Annotated in this window: 12 protein-coding genes; 3 read left to right on the top strand and 9 right to left on the bottom strand. The window is 67.1% G+C overall.

What is annotated here, in order from left to right; translation table 11 throughout:
* Positions 1-110: 110 nt before the first annotated feature.
* The 7 genes from ACFU4Z_RS07410 to ACFU4Z_RS07380 form a co-directional block, all read right to left on the bottom strand.
* Complete coding sequence (locus ACFU4Z_RS07410) at positions 111-2,783, bottom strand: fumarate reductase/succinate dehydrogenase flavoprotein subunit (protein WP_379060886.1); 2,673 nt, start codon at positions 2,781-2,783, stop codon at positions 111-113.
* A 32-nt stretch (positions 2,784-2,815) separates the two neighbouring features.
* Positions 2,816-3,574 (bottom strand): ABC transporter ATP-binding protein, encoded by a 759-nt coding sequence (locus ACFU4Z_RS07405; RefSeq protein ID WP_379060531.1) that lies wholly within the window; start codon positions 3,572-3,574, stop codon positions 2,816-2,818.
* The gene (locus ACFU4Z_RS07400; protein ID WP_379060530.1) at positions 3,571-4,413 is read right to left on the bottom strand and encodes an ABC transporter permease; all 843 of its coding nucleotides are present in this window, start codon (positions 4,411-4,413) and stop codon (positions 3,571-3,573) included. Before ACFU4Z_RS07400 ends, ACFU4Z_RS07405 begins: the two co-directional genes overlap by 4 nt.
* Positions 4,414-4,477: 64 nt before the next feature.
* The gene (locus ACFU4Z_RS07395; RefSeq protein WP_379060529.1) at positions 4,478-5,905 is read right to left on the bottom strand and encodes an ABC transporter substrate-binding protein; all 1,428 of its coding nucleotides are present in this window, start codon (positions 5,903-5,905) and stop codon (positions 4,478-4,480) included.
* 26 nt (positions 5,906-5,931) lie between these two features.
* Entirely contained in the window at positions 5,932-6,159 is a 228-nt protein-coding gene (locus ACFU4Z_RS07390; RefSeq protein ID WP_040689749.1) for a ferredoxin family protein, read from the bottom strand.
* On the bottom strand, positions 6,159-6,944 hold the full coding sequence (locus ACFU4Z_RS07385) for a GntR family transcriptional regulator (RefSeq protein WP_379060527.1): 786 nt from the start codon (positions 6,942-6,944) through the stop codon (positions 6,159-6,161). Before ACFU4Z_RS07385 ends, ACFU4Z_RS07390 begins: the two co-directional genes overlap by 1 nt.
* Before the next feature lie 390 nt (positions 6,945-7,334).
* Positions 7,335-9,131: an acyl-CoA dehydrogenase gene (locus ACFU4Z_RS07380; protein WP_379060525.1), complete on the bottom strand. Its 1,797-nt coding sequence runs from the start codon at positions 9,129-9,131 to the stop codon at positions 7,335-7,337.
* A 163-nt stretch (positions 9,132-9,294) separates the two neighbouring features.
* Between ACFU4Z_RS07380 and ACFU4Z_RS07375 the strand changes: the two genes are divergently transcribed.
* Entirely contained in the window at positions 9,295-9,897 is a 603-nt protein-coding gene (locus ACFU4Z_RS07375) for a QsdR family transcriptional regulator (protein WP_379060524.1), read from the top strand.
* A 3-nt stretch (positions 9,898-9,900) separates the two neighbouring features.
* Here ACFU4Z_RS07375 and ACFU4Z_RS07370 read toward each other — a convergent pair whose 3' ends face one another.
* The gene (locus ACFU4Z_RS07370; RefSeq protein WP_379060523.1) at positions 9,901-10,899 is read right to left on the bottom strand and encodes a 1-aminocyclopropane-1-carboxylate deaminase/D-cysteine desulfhydrase; all 999 of its coding nucleotides are present in this window, start codon (positions 10,897-10,899) and stop codon (positions 9,901-9,903) included.
* Positions 10,900-11,259: 360 nt separating this feature from the next.
* On the bottom strand, positions 11,260-14,103 hold the full coding sequence (locus ACFU4Z_RS07365) for a helix-turn-helix transcriptional regulator (protein ID WP_379060522.1): 2,844 nt from the start codon (positions 14,101-14,103) through the stop codon (positions 11,260-11,262).
* Between the two features lie 151 nt (positions 14,104-14,254).
* Here ACFU4Z_RS07365 and ACFU4Z_RS07360 point away from each other — a divergent pair, with 151 nt between their 5' ends.
* Both ACFU4Z_RS07360 and ACFU4Z_RS07355 read left to right on the top strand, forming a co-directional pair.
* Positions 14,255-15,415 (top strand): epoxide hydrolase family protein, encoded by a 1,161-nt coding sequence (locus tag ACFU4Z_RS07360; protein WP_379060521.1) that lies wholly within the window; start codon positions 14,255-14,257, stop codon positions 15,413-15,415.
* A 234-nt stretch (positions 15,416-15,649) separates the two neighbouring features.
* A complete protein-coding gene (locus ACFU4Z_RS07355; protein WP_379060520.1) occupies positions 15,650-16,660 on the top strand; it encodes a MerR family transcriptional regulator in 1,011 nt (336 codons plus the stop codon).
* The last annotated feature ends 53 nt before the right edge of the window (positions 16,661-16,713 follow it).

Raw genomic sequence — 16,713 nt, 5'->3', positions numbered from 1 at the left:
CAGCCTCAGCGGTGCGGGCGGCGGGACCCACCTGTCAAAGATCGCCGGTCGGCAGGCCGAGATCAATGACGAGTCATTCAACGAAGCATTAGTCGCGCTAAAGGATGCGGCTACGGTGCGATCGCGCGCCGGGCGTAGGCACGGACATCGGCGTCGGTGTCGTCGATGGCCTGTGTCAGCGCATCATGCGCGGATCCGTCATCGGGCCACGTGCTCAGTGCGAGCACGGCGGCCTTGCGGACGTCGAGGTGCGGATCGAGCAGGGCTTCGGTGAGCGTGGGCACCGCAGTGGCCGGATCGGCACCGGCCAGTCCTCGGGCGGCGCCCACTCGGACCTGCCATGCGGAATGCTGGAGTGCGTTCGCGAGGATCGGGATGTCGCCGGGGGCGACGCCCAGACTCGCGAACGCCGCCAGTGCCGCGGCACGCACCAGGGGATCGGGGTCCGCCGCGAGCGAGCGCACGGTGTCGACACCTTCGTCCGCGATGGCCGCGATGCCGTGTGCGACCGCGATGCGGACTTCGCGATTCTCGTCGGCGGCGGCCGAGGCGACGCCGCGCCAGTCGTCGAGCGACACCAGGGCCCGGACCGCCTCGATGCGCACGCGGTGATCGGAATCCGTCAGTGCCGCAAGGAATTGTGGCGCGGAACCGGAGCGCAGCGCCCGCAGCAGATCGATGACGGTCGCGCGCACGACGGGGTCGGGCGAATCGAGCCGATCCGACAAACCAGCCGCCGCGGGCAGCACCTCGACGAGTTCGCGCAGGCTGGCGGTGGCCGCACGGCGCACCGAGGCCGCGGCGTCATCGAGCGCGTCGATCAGGATCGGGGCGAAACCGTCCGGGGTGTTCTCGGTCAGCACCGCAAGCGCGGCGACCCGCACACCCGCGTCCTCGTCGGTGAGATAGGTCGAGAGTTCTTGCACAGTAGGCGAATCCAAAGCCAGCAAGGTCACAAGTCGGGGTGAGGGCGGTTCGACCGAATCGCGGACAGCGCTGCGGGCCGCTGCGCGCGCTCGGCCACCGACCAGCTCCGGCTGCTGGACCGGGACAACGGTGGCGTCCGCCGAAGGGAGATCGTCGAGACCGGGCACCGGAACCAGATACGGCGCGACCGGGCGCTTGAGGAATTCCATACTGCCGTCGGAGTTCTTGCGCAGGTTGAGGTGGTAGCGCCACTCGGTGTCGTCGCGGTCGGGCAGGTCGGCCCGTTCGTGGTAGAGCCCCCAGCGTGATTCGGTCCGGGTCAGCGAACTGCGTGCCGCCATTTCGGCGCAGTCGCGGATGAACGAGACCTCGACCGCGCGCATGAGCTCGTGCGGCGAGCGAGCGCCGATCTCGGCGATCTCGCCGCGCATGCGCTCGAAGGTCTCGACCGCGATGGAGAGCTTCGCCGCAGTCTTCGGCGGGGCCACATAGTCGTTCACGAAGCGGCGCAATTTGTACTCGACCTGCGGCTGCGGCGGGCCGTCCGGTTGGCGCAGCGGCCGGTAGATCAGCTCGTGGGCTTCGGCCAGCTGGGCTTCGGGGAGTGCTGCGGGCGCCGCGAGCTCGGGAAGGGTGGCGGCGGCGTGCGCGCCTGCCAGATCGCCGAAGACGAAAGCGCCGATCATGTAGTTGTGCGGCACGCAGGCGAGATCGCCCGCCGCGTAGAGACCGGGGACCGTGGTTCTCGCGTGCTCGTCGACCCAGACGCCGGAAGCGGAATGCCCACCGCACAAACCGATTTCGGAGATGTGCATCTCGATGTCGTGGGTGCGGTAGTCGTGGCCGCGGTTGGCGTGGAAAGTACCGCGGGTGGGGCGTTCGGTGGTGTGCAGGATCCCTTCGAGCGTGGACAGCGTCTCGTCGGGCAGGTGTGAGACCTTGAGATAGATGGGCCCGCGCGCGGATTCGATCTCGCGCTTCACCTCGGACATCATCTGCCCCGACCAATAGTCGGAATCGACGAACCGCTCGCCTGCGGCGTTGACCTGATAGCCGCCGAAAGGGTTGGCGACGTAGGCGCAGGCGGGACCGTTGTAATCCTTGATCAGTGGGTTGATCTGGAAGCATTCGATGCCGCTGAGCTCGGCGCCCGCGTGGTAGGCCATCGAGTAGCCGTCGCCCGCGTTCGTCGGGTTCTCGTAGGTGCCGTAGAGGTAGCCGGAGGCGGGCAGGCCGAGCCGGCCCGACGGACCGGTCGCAAGAATCACCGCCTTGGCACCCACCGCGACGAATTCGCCGGTGCGCGTGTTCAATGCGGCCGCGCCGACCGCTCGGCCCTCGGCGGTGAGCACCCGTACCGGCATCAGCCGATTCTCGATCCGGATCTTTTCGCGCATCTTGCGCTGGCGCAGCACGCGATACAGCGCTTTCTTCACGTCCTTGCCCTCGGGCATCGGCAGCACGTACGAGCCGGACCGGTGTACACGGCGCACGGCGTATTCGCCGTATTCGTCCTTCTCGAACTTCACGCCGTAGCTCTCGAGCCGCTGCACCATCGCGAAACCGCGGGTCGCGGTCTGATAGATGGTGCGCTGGTTGACGATTCCGTCGTTGGCCCTGGTGATTTCGGCGACGTAATCCTCCGGTTCGGCCTTGCCCGGGATGACCGCGTTGTTGACCCCGTCCATACCCATCGCGAGCGCGCCCGAGTGCCGCACATGCGCCTTCTCGAGCAGCAGCACATTCGCCCCCTGCTCCGCGGCGGTGAGCGCGGCCATGGTGCCCGCGGTACCACCGCCGATGACCAGCACGTCGCAGTCCAGTCGGATCCGATCGGACAGGTCCGGAATCCGCAGTGTCCCCGGCGGGTTCGTGGTGTCGACTGAACTCACAATGTCTCCAAGATTTCGGCCTTCACGGACCCGCGGTCCACGGCCTCGCGCGGATTCGGCACCTCGACGACAGCGCGCAGCGCACCGCCGCCCAGGACCGCGATGCGGTCGCCGAGCAGCAGCGCCTCGTCGAGGTCGTGGGTGACGAACACAATGGTGGTCGGGTGGGCGCGCCAGGTGTCGATCAGCAAGCGCTGCATGGTGGTTCGGGTCTGGGTATCCAGTGCGCCGAAGGGTTCGTCCATCAGCACCGAGCGTGGTTCGCCCGCGAGGCTGCGCGCCAGTTGGACTCGTTGCCGCATGCCGCCCGACAGGTCGCGGGGTAGGTAGTCGGCGTAGCCGGTGAGACCGATCTCCTGGACCCAGCGTTGCGCCGTGGTTTTGCGGTCGGCGCGGGGAACCCGGCGCAACTGGAGCGCCAGCTCGATGTTCTGTCGCGCGGTGCGCCATGGCAGCAGCGCGTCGTCCTGGAATACCAGGGCCCTGTCGGCGGAGGGAGCGGTGACTGTTGTGCCGTCGGCCCGGATGCTCCCGGCTTCCGGTGCGCGCAGACCGGCGATGGCGCGCAGCAGCGTCGACTTGCCACACCCGGACTTACCGACAACGACGAGGATTTCGCCCGGCGCGATAGCGAGATCGAGGTGCTCGATCACGGTTTTGCTGCCGTAGGCGATCCGAATACCGTCCAATGCCAACCGCATTCCCGCCACTGCGGGTATCGACGCCGCGGTGGACGGTGTTGTGGTGGTCGTCATTGCGATGCCTCCCGTGGCAGCCAGCGGGTGATCCGGCGCCCGGCCAATTCGACGAGCCCGGAGGTGCCGAAGCCGAGGATGCCGATGGTGATCATTCCGACGAACACCGCCGGATAGTCGACGATGGTGTAGGCCTGCCAGGTCCGGTAGCCGATGCCGAGCCTGCCGGAAATCATCTCCGCCGAGATGAGGCAGATCCATGCCACACCCATGCCGACCGACAAACCACTGAAGACACCGGGCAGGATGCCGGGAAAGACCACGCGCACAAGGACATCGGTACGCGAAGCGCCCAGGGTCCGCAGCGCGTCCTCCCAGATGGTCGGCAGTGCGCGCACCGCGTGCCTCGTGCTGACCAGCACCGGGAACAGTGAGGCGGTGAAGGTGATGAAGACGATCCCCGACTCGTCGCTGGGGAACAGCAGGATCGCGACCGGCACCAGCGCGATCGCCGGGATCGGGCGCGCCAGTTCGGTGAGCGGACCGAAGACGGCGGCCAGCAGCCCGGAACGGCCGAGCCCGATACCCGCGAGCACGCCGATCACCGCCGCGAGACCGAACCCGGTGAGAATTCTGATCAGCGACTGCGCGATGTCCACGTAGTACTGGTTCTTCTGGAGCTGTTGACCGAACTCGGCGATGATGTCGGTGACCGTGGGCAGTGTGTCGAAGCGCAGCCAGAATCGCACGTTGTTGGCGGTGACCAGCTGCCATAATCCGATCGCGGCCGCCACTGACGCGACCTGGATCAGGCGGATGCGCCACACGGAGGTCTTCGGCGTCTTGGCAGCTGCACCGTCCGCGGTCACCGTGGGGTCGACCAGGGCCGCCGTGCTCATCTTCGCGCCTCGCTCACGCTCGGCAATGCCGGATGCGACGCCCGACGGCGGATCACACGCCCGCTCATCCCCTGACCTCCGTGACGGCTTGGTCGTAGGCGACCGGCACTGCGGTGGCGTGCGTCTGACGGTAGCGCTGCGCGGCCGCCGGCGTGGTGAACGGCAAGAAGCTGTCGCCCTCGCGCAACCAGATCGCCTTGTCGGCAAACCATCTCGTGCCCAGCTCGGCATCCGGGACATATGCCGCGCGGATCACCTTGCCCTGCGCCTTCGCCGCCTGGATCGCCCGCAGCAGGCAGATGGGGTCGGCGGCGGGCTGTGGACGGTCGGCGCCTTCGAGCCACAGTTCACCGGCCTGCGGCGAATTGTCCACGGCGCGAGCGCAGATCGGATCCGTGCCGGTGACCCGGCTCGGGTTCGCGGTAGCAGCCACCGCCTTGTCGTAGTCGCCCTGCCCGGTTTCGGCGAACGCCTTGCGCAGTGGTGCGGGATCGACAAAACGGTCGATGTCGAGTTCGGCGAAGTCACCGATCGACTTCAGGTACTGCACATCGCCTTTCAACGCATCGACCAGGCTCGGCTTGATCGTGGTGTCGAAAGACGTGCCGCCGGGGCCGTTGTAGAGATACACGACCTCCTGCGGTAGTCCGGAGCCATCGGCGACGATCTTGGCGGCCTCGAACGGCTGCTCCCGCAGGAACGCGGTCGCGTCGAGCTGGGCTGCGAGGAACGCTTGCAGCACCTCCGGATGGTCGGCGGTGTACGAGCGACGGGCTACCACACCGTGGAAGGTCGGCACGCCGAGTTCGGCACCGTCGTAGAGCAATTTGGCCTTGTTCTGGAACACCAGCAGCCCGGGCCACGCCACGAACTGGGCGAGCGCTCCCACCTGGTGCGATTCCAGGGCGGTCGCGCCGATCTGCGGCTGCTGGTTCAGCACTTCCACGCCCTTGGCCGGGTCGACACTCGCGCGCGACAGCGCCTGCACCAGGGTGCCGTGCCCGGCGGAGCCGACGCTGGCCGAAATCTTCTGCCCGGCCAGCTCGCCGATGCTCGTGACCGTTGAATCCTGCTGCACCACAACCATATTGAGTGCGCCACGCGGGTGATACCCGGTGACCGACACCAGTGCGGTCTGTGCGCGCTCGTTGGCCTGCGTCCGAGATCCGTTGATCAGCAACGGATAGTCGCCCATCGATCCGATATCGATCTTCTCGGCGAGCATCTGCGCGGTGATCGGCGCGCCGGTGTCGTAGTCCTGCCACTCCACCTGGTATTCGGCGCCGCCATGGTCGGTGATCTGCTGTAGCCGCTGCTCCAAGTAGCCCTTGGCCTTGAGCAGCGTGCCTGCGGTGACGGTATTGATGGTCTTGGACTGGTAGCCGACGACGACCTTGACGGTACCGGTCGGAGTGTTGTCCGAGCTCTGCAGCGAGCAGCCCGCGGCGGCGAGTGCGAGTGCGAGGACGAGGGGAGCGAGGCGTTTCTTCATGGCGACTTCCGGATTCGGCGCAGGGTTCAGCGGAGCAGATAGGGCATATTGACGGTGACGGCACCGGTGGGGCAGCGCGCCGCGCACGGGCCGCAGTACCAGCATTCGTCGACGTGCATGAAGGCCTTCCCGTTCTCCGGATTGATCGCCAGCGAATCGAGCGGGCAGATCTCCACGCATAGCGTGCAGCCCTGGATGCACAGCGACTCGTCGATGGTGACCGGGATATCGGTGCGCTGATTCGCGAGTGCCATCAGATGACCTTCCATTCGGGGGTGCTGCGGATCAGACTGCCGCGCATGGTGATTCGGTCCCCGCGCATCCGGATGTACTCCAGATCGACAGGTCGCCCGTCGTCGAGGCGGGTCAACCGTTCGAGCATCAGCAGTGCCGCGCCCGCAGGGGCGTCGAGCGTCGCTGCGGTGTGCGCATCGGCGGTGATCGCCTCGAGCGCGAGATCGGCCGAACCGAGCGGGCCCCCGCTGATCTGCTCGATGAGCACGAAAATATCGTTGGTCTCCAGGTCGTGAGCCAGGATCTCGGTCCCGATATCCGGGGCGAGGTAGGTCAGGTCCAGACTCAGCGGCAGATCCGCCAAATAACGCAGCCGCTCGATGTAGACGACGCGCTCGCCAGGGTCGAGTTGCAGCTTGCGCGCGACCGCGGCCGGCGCGGTGACATGCATGGCCGCGCGGACCTCGTTGCGCACTGTGCCGTGCCCCTTCAGCGTCTCCTGCAGCCCAAGCAGCGCGTCGAGCCCGTGATCGAACTTGCGGTTGGCCACTCGGGTGCCGACCTTCGGCACCCGATCGATCAGTCCCTCGTCCTTGAGCAGCGCCAATGCCTCACGCACGGTATTGCGCGAAGCATCGAACTCCGAAACCAGCTGCTGCTCACTCGGCAGCACGTCATCGAACGCACCCGCGTGGATCTGATGACGCAACACGTCGGCCACCCGGCGCGCCTGGTCGGCCCGCAACCGGCGCACCGGTATGGGTTCGGCTCCCACCTCCGCCACCTTCCTATCGCTGACCTGCATGGACAGGGACGATAGTTGGCCTGCGACGGCTCGGATCCCGCCGCGAATCCGCCGGAATTCAAGGGATGTTATTGCGCCGTCCGTCACTGCCTATGACCTGCGGAAACAAGTTGTTTCGGCGGCATTGCGCCACCTCGGCGGTGGCCGGCTCATTCCGATCACGCAGATTCGAATGACGGGCATCGCACAGTCGGAGGGGTCTCCAGCGAAGACTGCCGATCGTTAGGAATCCCGTTCCGGACCTGTGGCGATGCGGACGCTATCCGATGCCTGCCCACTGGGTGGCGACACAGGCTGATTCGGCGCGGTGCGGACGCCTCCGATGCTGTCCGCGAGCAGCATGCGTCGCGTCAGGCTTGCGGTCGTGGGCAGCCGGGACGGTTCGGCGGGTCAGAACCAGGCGTCCTGCATGTCGAGGGTGGTTCGGTCCATCAGCTCGAGCAGGTCCAATTGTGGTCCGGTTCTCGGGAGTTCGTAGCGGAAGAAGTACCGCGCCGCCGCGCGTTTGCCCTCGTAGAAGTCGCCGGCACGGCCGTGCGCGGCGAGTGCTTGCTCGAGCCAGATCCAGGCGACCACGGTGTGGCCGAAGGCCTCGAGGTACACGCTGGAATTGGCCATCGCCGCGGCGATGTCGCCGGAGCCGAACATCCACCCGGTGACGGTGAGCAGGCGTTGCCAGGCGGCGTCGAGCTGGCCGCCGAACTCGGTCCATTCGCCACCTGCTTCGGCGGCCGCCATCACGGTCTGCTCGATCCGGCCCGCGAGGAGCCGCAGACCGGCGCCGTCGTGCTGGATTACCTTGCGGCCCAGCAGATCGAGGCCCTGGATACCGTGGGTGCCCTCGTGGATGGGGTTGAGCCGGTTGTCGCGGTAGTGCTGTTCTACGTCGTACTCGCGGGTGTAGCCATAGCCGCCGTGCACCTGAATGGCGAGGTTGTTCGCCTCCAGACACCATTGCGAGGGCCAACTCTTGGCGACACCGGTCAGGATCTCCAGCAGGAGTGTGTTGTCGCGCCGCGTCTGTGGATCGGTGGCGGTGCGTCGCAGGTCGACGAGCCGGTTGCAGTACAGCAGCAAGGCGAGCGCGCCCTCGACGTAAGCCTTCTGCGCCAACAGCATTCGCCGTACGTCGGCATGTTCGATGATCGGAACCTGCGGCGCGGCCGGGTCTTTGGCGGTGACCGGACGGCCCTGTCTGCGCTCGCGGGCGTAGTCGAGGGATTTCAGGTATCCGGTGTAGCCGAGCGCCGTCGCACCGAGACCGACGCCGAGGCGGGCCTCGTTCATCATGTGGAACATGTAGGACAGGCCGCGATGTGGCTCGCCGATGAGGTAGCCCACCGCACCCGGCCCGCCATCCGGTGTGTGCTTGCCTTCACCGAAATTCAGCACCGTATTGGTGGTCCCGCGGTAGCCCATCTTGTGGTTCAGGCCCGCCAGCGCCACGTCATTGCGCCTGCCGAGTGATCCGTCGTCCTCGACGAGGAATTTGGGCACGATGAACAGCGAGATGCCCTTGGTGCCCGCAGGGCCGCCGGGGATCTTGGCCAGCACCAGGTGCACGATATTGTCGGTCAGCTCATGATCGCCGCCGGAAATCCACATCTTCGAGCCGAAAAGCCGGTAGGTGCCGTCGGATCGGGGTTCGGCGCGAGTCACGATGTCGGCAAGGGAGGAACCGGCCTGGGGCTCGGACAAGCACATGGTGCCGGTGAATCTGCCCTCGACCATCGGCTTGACGAAGCGGTCGATCTGGTCCGGGGTGCCGTGTGCGGCAAGGAGATTGGCATTGCCGACGGTGAGGAACAGGTAGCCGGTGGTGCCCACGTTGGCCGCCTGGAACCAGCTGAATCCGGCCGCCTCGACAGTGGCGGGCAGCTGCAGTCCGCCGATCTCCTCGTCCATCGCGGCGCCGATCAGATTCGCCTTCGCGAAGGCCTCGACCGCGGCTTTCACCTCGGGGATGATGGTGACCCGCTCGCCGTCGAACGTCGGCTCGTTGGCGTCGCCCCGCTTGTTGTGCGGTGCGAAATGCCGGGTGGCGAGGTCCTCGCATAGGTCGAGGAAGCCGTCGAAGGTGTCCTTGGAGTGCTCGGTGAATCGCGGTAATGCGGTGAGCTCCTCGACCCGCAGCCATTCGTAGAGCAAGAAATCCAGGTCCCTCCGGGAGATCAATGTCGAGCGCACGACCACATCCTCTCGCTTCGGCACAGCCGACCGTCTACCTGCGAACAGTGCAGGCGGGCCATTCGAGCGACCCGCAGACAGCCGCTCCGGGCGGACACGAAGCCCACCCGGGTCGATTTGGTACGTTACTACGCATGTGTCGCGAATTTGTGTGGGGGTTGCGATGACCGCTACATCCGGAGCCGCCCGGCCGGTCGGTCGGCCCGCGGCCGCGACTCAACAGCAGGTGCTCGCCGCCGCCAGCGCCCAGTTCCTGGCCTCCGAGCGCGTCGATGTGCAGGCGATCGCCGCCGAGCTCGGGTTGTCGCGGGCGACCATCTACCGCTGGTTCGGCTCGCGGGACGGACTGCTCGGTGCGGTGATGGTGTCCGAGTTCAACCGCCTGGTCGAGGCCGCGCGTGGCCGTAGCGTCGGATCCGGTGCGCGCCGAGTGCTGTGGATGCTGGACTGCGTGGCGCGATGGCTCGCGCGTAACGAACCCTATCGATACTTCATCGCCACCGAACAGGCCACCGCGGGCCGGATCATCACCACCAGCGACGGGCCGGTGCAACCGAAGGTCGTCGCCACCGTGGCGGATCTGATCGATGCCGCCGTCGCCGAAGGCTACGAGAATCGGGTGGACACACCCACATTCGCGTATGCGCTGGTGCGCCTCATCGAGGCATTCCTGTATCAGGACGCGGTGACGGGTATCCGAGGCGATGTCGACCGGTTGCGTGACGTGCTGGTAGTCATCCTGGGACTGGACCCGGAGCCGCGCTGAGCGTCACCGGTGCCGTGGTCCGTAGGTGTCGAGGAATACGACCGGGCCGTCGCCCAGCTCGCCGCGGGCGTCGAGATCGATGAGCGCTGCCAAAGCCTTCGCGGTGTAGACGGTTTCCAGCTCGAGGCCCGCCGTCGCTCCGAGCTTTTGCGCTGCGATCGCGGCCGGGGTCTCGTGGCCGTAGCCGGGGCCGATCCAGTCGCGGACGATGGTCACATCGTCGGGGCTCAGTCCGCGCGGCGCGCATTGCGCACCGCGCGCACGGAGTACGCCCTCGGCCCGTTTCGCCAGCCCGATGATGTGTTTCGCGTCCAGCGGGAGGGTGTCGTTGACGACGACGCCGAGGACTCGGGTCCGCAATCCCGCCAGGCGGAGGCCGAGGGCGAGGCCGGCTGCCGTGCCGCCGGATCCGACAGCGGTCACCAGATACGTCGGCTCGGGCAGCGCGCCCGCCCTGACCTGCGCGGCAAGCTCCAGCGCACCCTCGACGTAGCCGAGCGTTCCGATCGGCGACGACCCACCTGCGGGCAGCAGATACGGAAGGGCGCGGCCGCGCATATGTCGCACCACCAACCACGGAGCGCAGAGCACGGTGCGCAGCTTGCTGTGTGTGAAATGCACAGTGGCGCCGGAGGACTTCAAGCGCTGTAGTTGTGCACGCACATGATCGTCCTCCGGCTGGTCGACCAATGCGAGCGCGGTCTCGATGCCGTGCTCGCGCGCGTACAGAGCCGTGGCAAGACCCCAATTGGTACCCGTGCCGCCGACGGTGAGGATGGTGCGAGCGCCACGCCGCTGCGCCTCGGGCAGCAACCACTCGAGTTTGCGAATCTTGTTCCCGCCCCAGCCGCCGGAACCGTAACCGCTCTCGTCCTTGCACCACACCGGCACTCGGGTGCCGAGATCCAATTCCCTGACCGGGGTGGGCGAGTCGCCGAGTCGCAGAAACGGCAGAGTGTCCGCCAGCTCGGGGAACCGTCCATGCAGCAACGAATCCGTCATAGTGACCCATTATCGCCGCCCGCTTCCGCTCGCCGAGATAGGCGATTTCCCAGTCCGGGACACCGAGGACTTCCAGGCCGTCGCCGTAGAGCAGATTCGACGGCCGACTGTCGCCCCAGCACAGCGTGACGTGGTTGGGGCGGTAGGCATGGTCGTGGAGCCACGCCAGGGCGCGGACAAAGGTCGGCGCGGGTTTCGGGGCTGCCCAATCACCGCCTGGCCATTCGACCCACTGGTGACTAGCGCGTGGCTGCGGCACCTGTCGAGAAGGCCCCGCGTGGACGTGCCACTCGCGGCAAATCGACGGTTCGCGAGTGGTGTCGGCGGTGGCACGCGTCGACGAGATGTGCGCTTGTGTAGTCAGCGTTCGTCGGTGGGGAAGAGCCGGTGCTGGAGGGCTGCGGCTGCGGCTTCGGTACGGGTGGCGGCGCCCAGCTTGGTCAGGATGCGGGAGACGTGTACGCCTGCTGTGTTACCGCTGATGAAGAGTTCTGCGGCGATCTGTCTGTTGCTCAGCCCCTTGGCGACGAGGCGGAGGACATCGAGTTCGCGAGGAGTGAGGCCGAAGGTGCTCGGTCGGGCGGCAGCTGCCGTGATCGTTCGGCGCGGGCTGTCGACGGCCAGCCCGGCGCGGTCGGCCAACTGGCGCGCGGCGTCGGCGAGTGTCGGTGCTTCGAGCTGTACGGCGAGGTCCGCGGCCTCGCGCAATGCGGTGTGGGCGGTGGCGCGGTTGCCTGCCGCGAGTTCGGCTCCGGCGGATCCCAGCAGGCTGCGCGCGAGTTCGTAGGGCTGGCGCAGCGCCCGCCAGGATGAGACTGCCGCGTCCCATGCGGGCGAGCTTCCGCTGATGGCGGCAGTGACGACAGCGCGATAGGCGGCGTCGACGGCTGTCGTCATCGGCAGCGCGTCGGCAACGGGATCGACATCGATGGCGATGTTGTCGATCCGGGCCGTGACTGCGAGCAATGGCCACACTTCGTGGTGGTGCGCGGTGATGTCGTCGGCGTGGAGCGTGGCAGTGAGGATGTCGGCCGCGCGGCGCGGTTGACCGGTGGCGATCGCGATATCTGCCTGGATGGTGTGCAATTGGAGCTGGTACTGGCGCGCCCATGGGCCGTCGCTCAGTAGGCCCGCCGCAGTGTCCGCGCTGTTCACGGCCGCAGCCGAATTGCCCTGTGCCAGTGTGATTCCGGCGTGGCACAGGAGCAGTGCGGCCTTGCTCAGCGGAGGCAGTTGCTCGGCGAGTGATACTTCGATGAGATCGAGAGCCTCGTTCCACCGGCCGAGCGCGGTGAGAGCCTGAGTCCACTTGACCAGCAGGATGGGCCCGGCCTCCACGAAGCGGAACGTCGCGTGCGCGGCACGGATGCCCTGCTGGATCGCGTCGATCGCCGCGGTGTGCTCGCCCGCCGCGACCAGCGTCGCCGACTCCCACAACACCACGGTGAGCAGCGTCTGAGGGTCGGCCGCGGCGGTCGCGGCGGCATGGGCCTTTTCGAAATGGGCGACGGCCGTGTCGGATCGAGCGGCGGTGGCCAGTCCGAGGTAGGCGTAGCCGCGCGCGGCAAGCGCCTGCGCGCCGAGCTGTTCGGCCACCTCGACGGCCGCCCGCGCGTCGCGTTCGGCTCCGCCCGCGTCGCCGCCGAAGACGCGCGTCGCGGCGAGCTCCGCGAGCACCTCGCCGCGCAGGACTGTTGGTGGGTGTGCGGGCAACAGGGCAAGGGCCTCGGTCAGATCGTCGTCACAGCCGCTGCTGCTCTGATTCTTCAAACCGGCCCGGTGGTAGTAGAGCTGGGCGGCGCGCAACGGTGAACGATCGGGGTCGACAATGCCGAGTGCCTCGCCGGCGGCTTCGATGCCGCGGTCGATGGTGCCGTTGAGATAGCAGGCCTCGACCACCTGCTCCAACACGGTGAGCCGATCGGCAGCGACCAGGACCGCCGCGTCCGGCACCCGATCCCAGAGTTCGAGCACTCGATCCAGGTGGCGCAGCCGTTCGCTGTGCGCGCCCACGTTCGCCGCGCTCGCCGCGGCGTCCCACGACGCTTCGATCGCGCTGGGCAGATCGCCTGCCGTGTAGGCGTGGTGGGCCAGTTGCCCGATCGGCCAGTCTTCGTTCTGTGCATCGCGACGGGTGTGCAATGCCCGAGCCAGCCGCGCGTGCAGCCGCTTTCGCTCGATCGGCAGCAGATGATCGTAGACGGCGTCGCGAATCAGGACGTGGCGGAACTCGTATCCGGTCTCGGTGGCCAGCAGCAGTTGCCTGTCGATCAATTCGCGTGCAGCGCGCTCGAGGGCCGCCTCGTCGAGGTCGGTCGCCGATTCCAGCAACGCATGCTGTGCGGGCGACCCTGCCACGGCAGCCAATCGCAACAGTGCCTTGGCGTCCGGGGGCAGACTCGCCTGATAGTCGAGCAGCAGATCGGACAGCTCGGCCGGGGTGTCGTCGCTCGAGCGGCTGAGCGCCTCGACGAACAGCGGAATGCCCTTGCTGCGCTCGAAGATTCGCGTCACGGCCCCGGGCTCCGGCTCGCGGCCGAGCAGTGCGGCGAGCTGCCTGCCCACCTCGTGTCTGGTCAGCGGTGCCGGATCGAGCAGGCGGACACCGGGATTGCGGCGCAGCCCGCCGACGAGTCTGCGCATCGGTTCGGAATCGGCGGGCCGATAGGTGCCGACCAGCAGGAGGTCACGCTGCGCGAGATTGGCGAGCAGGAACGACAACAGCTCCCGACTCGAATCGTCGGACCAGTGCAGATCTTCCAGCACCACGACCACCGGCCTGGTCAGCGCCAGCTGCTCGAGCACGGTGAGGATCTCGCCGAACAGCCGGATCCGATCGGACTCGGCGTCGGCGGATCCGGCCTGTGCGGCCAGTTCGGGCAGCCAGCGTGACAGCGCGGGCTTGGCCACCGGCAACAGCTCGGCCAACCGGGTCACGCCGAGCTCGCGGACGAGACCACGCAGCACAGAGAGGAACGGCGCGTACGGCACGCCATCTCCGGAGAACTCGGGGCATCGGCCGACCAGCACCACCGCATCCGCACCGAGCCGGGTGGTGAACTCGCTGACCAGGCGTGATTTGCCGAGCCCTGCCTCACCGGCGATCAGCACGGTGTGGGTGGACGTATCCGCATAGGCGCTCTGCAACGCCGACACTTCGGCGGCCCGTCCGACAAAGGCACCGCAGACGGGAACGCTCACCACTCCGCGATCATGCACGGCCCGCGCAGCGGTGGCAACTTCGCAGCCAAGGAGGTGCGGCGGTTTTCGCCGTCGATGTAAAGAGCGCACGGCGCCGAAAGATAACGAATTCTCGTGATTCGTGAGCACCCTCGTTACCGGCAGAGTTATTGGCATGACGAACAACGACATCCACCCCTTCCGCATCGAGATCCCGCAGGCCGCCATCGACGATCTGCACGACCGGCTGGTCCGCACCCGCTGGATCGACGACCTGCCCGGCACCGGTTGGGAGCGCGGCGTGCCCGTCTCCTACCTGAAGGAGCTGGCGGGCTACTGGGTGGAGAAGTTCGATTGGCGGGCGCAGGAGGAAGCGCTCAACGCCTACCCACAGTTCACCACCACCATTGATGGGCAGAACGTGCACTTCCTGCACATTCGCTCGGTGGACGAGAACGCCACGCCGCTGCTGCTGATCCACGGTTGGCCCAGCTCGGTGGTCGACTTCCTCGACCTGATCGGCCCGCTGACCGATCCGAAGGCGTACGGGAACCATGATGCGCCCGCCTTCCACCTGGTCATCCCGTCACTGCCGGGCCACGGTTTCTCGGGGCCGATCACCGAGGCCGGCTGGAACGACGGCCGGATCGCTGCCGCGCTTGCCGAACTGATGGCCAGGCTCGGCTACGACCGCTATGGGGTGCAGGGCGGCGACCACGGCGCCTTCATCGGCCCGCAGCTCGGCCGTGTCGACGCCGAACACGTGCTCGGTGTGCACGCCAATGCGCTGGTCACCTTCCCGACGGGTGATCCCGCTGATATGGCGGCGCTCACCGACGCGGAAAAGCGGCGGCTCGGTGCGATGAAGAAGTTCCAGGACGACGGCTCGGCTTACATGAACCTGAAGGGCTCACGCCCGAACACCATCGCGCAGCTGCTCGCCGATTCCCCGGCAGGTCAGCTCGGGTGGATCATCGAGAAGTTCAAGGAGTGGATCGACCAGTCACACGAGCTGCCCGAGCAAGCCATCGACCGGGACCGGCTGCTGACCGAGGTGAGCATCTACTGGTTCACCGACACCGCCCGCAGCGTCGCCAACCTGTACTACGAGCGCTTCCACGACGCGACGATGTTCGCGCCCAAGCCGAAAGGCACTGTGCCGACCGGTGTCGCGGTCTTCAAGGACGGTGACTACGCCATCCGCCGCTTCGCCGAGAAGGCACACACCATCACCCACTGGTCGGAGTTCTACTCCGGCGGCCATTTCCCGGCCCTCGAAGTTCCCGAATTGCTGATCGGCGACATCCGCGAGTTCTTCTCGAGTCTCACGCGCTGACTCCCCGCACGGCAGCGCCCGCAGCATTCGTGCTGCGGGCGCCGGTGTTCTCCTCGCCGAGCCGCGTCAGAAGTCCCAGCCTTGCGGTGCGAGGAAGTGCATGGCGCCGACCGGCGCGAGCATTGCCGTCGCTTCAGCGGAAAACTGGGCCCGACGTGCGGAATTCAGTGGAAAGCGGCGGCGCTGATCAGATGGATTTGCGTCTCCCTCTGGGGGAGACGGGAGGGTGAGGGCATGGACGGCGACACGCTTTACTCGATCGGGGAGACGGCCGAACGGACCGGGCTCTCCGTCAAGACGATCAGGTTCTACTCCGACAGCGGTGTGGTGCCGCCGACCATCTACAGCCCCGCCGGCTATCGGCTCTACGACACCGATGCGCTGGCTCGGCTGCAGTTGGTGCGAACGTTGCGTGACCTGGGTGTCGATCTTGCGTCGGTCCGGCAGGTGCTGGATCGGACGCGCTCGCTGCCCGAGGTCGCCGCCTCACATGCCGAGGCGATCGCATTGCAGATGCGGACGCTTCGGTTGCAGCGCACCGTGTTACGCGCGATTGCCGAGCGGGGATCTACCGTCGAGGAGATGGAACTCATGCACAAACTCGCCAAGCTTTCCGATGCCGAGCGCCGCCGACTGATCAGCGATTTCGTCGAGGACACCTTCGGCGGCGTCGACGCGAATCCGGCGCTCGTCGACATGATTCGGGCGGCGATGCCGGAACTGCCGGAGGATCCGGAGCCCGCTCAGATCGAAGCCTGGGTGGAGCTCGCCGAGCTCACCAGTGACACGGATTTTCGTGCCGCGGTGCGTCGAATGGCCGAGTATCAGGCGGCTCAGCGCGCCGAGGGCGATACCACCGGCCTGCATCACGAACTGACCGAGGTGGTCCGCGACCGGGTCGAGCACGCCCTCGCCTCTGGCATCGCGCCCGATTCGGCCGAAGCGAAGCCGATCGTCGACGAACTCGCGGCACGGTACGCCGTAACGTTCGACCGCCCCGATGACGCCGCACTGCGGCAATGGCTGCGAACGCGCCTCGACGTCGCGGGAGATACTCGCACCGAGCGCTACTGGCAGCTACTCGCCGTGATCAACGGGTGGCCGGTCCCGCCGAGTTTGGCACCGGTATTCGCCTGGTTCGGTGCGGCTTTGGAGGTGATCGTGTGTGATCAACAGCCAGTGGACAGTGCCGATTTCGGCGCCCGACCGGAGCCGGGTGGTGCGAGGGCGATCGGCCCGCGATAGCGTCGACCGTTGAGAGGCCGCCGGTAACAGCCTCTCAACGGCACGGGAATACG

Source organism: Nocardia sp. NPDC057440 (genome assembly GCF_042802915.1).
Lineage (GTDB): Bacteria > Actinomycetota > Actinomycetes > Mycobacteriales > Mycobacteriaceae > Nocardia.
Note: the sequence above shows the minus strand (reverse complement) of the source record. Positions and strands in the feature narration are given on the sequence as shown.

What these genes read in the sequence shown, in the direction of transcription:
- ACFU4Z_RS07405 (WP_379060531.1), bottom strand. Translation starts at nt 3,574, where the DNA reads ATGACGACCACCACAACACCGTCCACCGCGGCGTCGATACCCGCAGTG.
- ACFU4Z_RS07400 (WP_379060530.1), bottom strand. Translation starts at nt 4,413, where the DNA reads ATGAGCACGGCGGCCCTGGTCGACCCCACGGTGACCGCGGACGGTGCA.
- ACFU4Z_RS07395 (WP_379060529.1), bottom strand. Translation starts at nt 5,905, where the DNA reads ATGAAGAAACGCCTCGCTCCCCTCGTCCTCGCACTCGCACTCGCCGCC.
- ACFU4Z_RS07390 (WP_040689749.1), bottom strand. Translation starts at nt 6,159, where the DNA reads ATGGCACTCGCGAATCAGCGCACCGATATCCCGGTCACCATCGACGAG.
- ACFU4Z_RS07385 (WP_379060527.1), bottom strand. Translation starts at nt 6,944, where the DNA reads ATGCAGGTCAGCGATAGGAAGGTGGCGGAGGTGGGAGCCGAACCCATA.
- ACFU4Z_RS07375 (WP_379060524.1), top strand. Translation starts at nt 9,295, where the DNA reads ATGACCGCTACATCCGGAGCCGCCCGGCCGGTCGGTCGGCCCGCGGCC.
- ACFU4Z_RS07370 (WP_379060523.1), bottom strand. Translation starts at nt 10,899, where the DNA reads ATGACGGATTCGTTGCTGCATGGACGGTTCCCCGAGCTGGCGGACACT.
- ACFU4Z_RS07360 (WP_379060521.1), top strand. Translation starts at nt 14,255, where the DNA reads ATGACGAACAACGACATCCACCCCTTCCGCATCGAGATCCCGCAGGCC.
- ACFU4Z_RS07355 (WP_379060520.1), top strand. Translation starts at nt 15,650, where the DNA reads ATGGACGGCGACACGCTTTACTCGATCGGGGAGACGGCCGAACGGACC.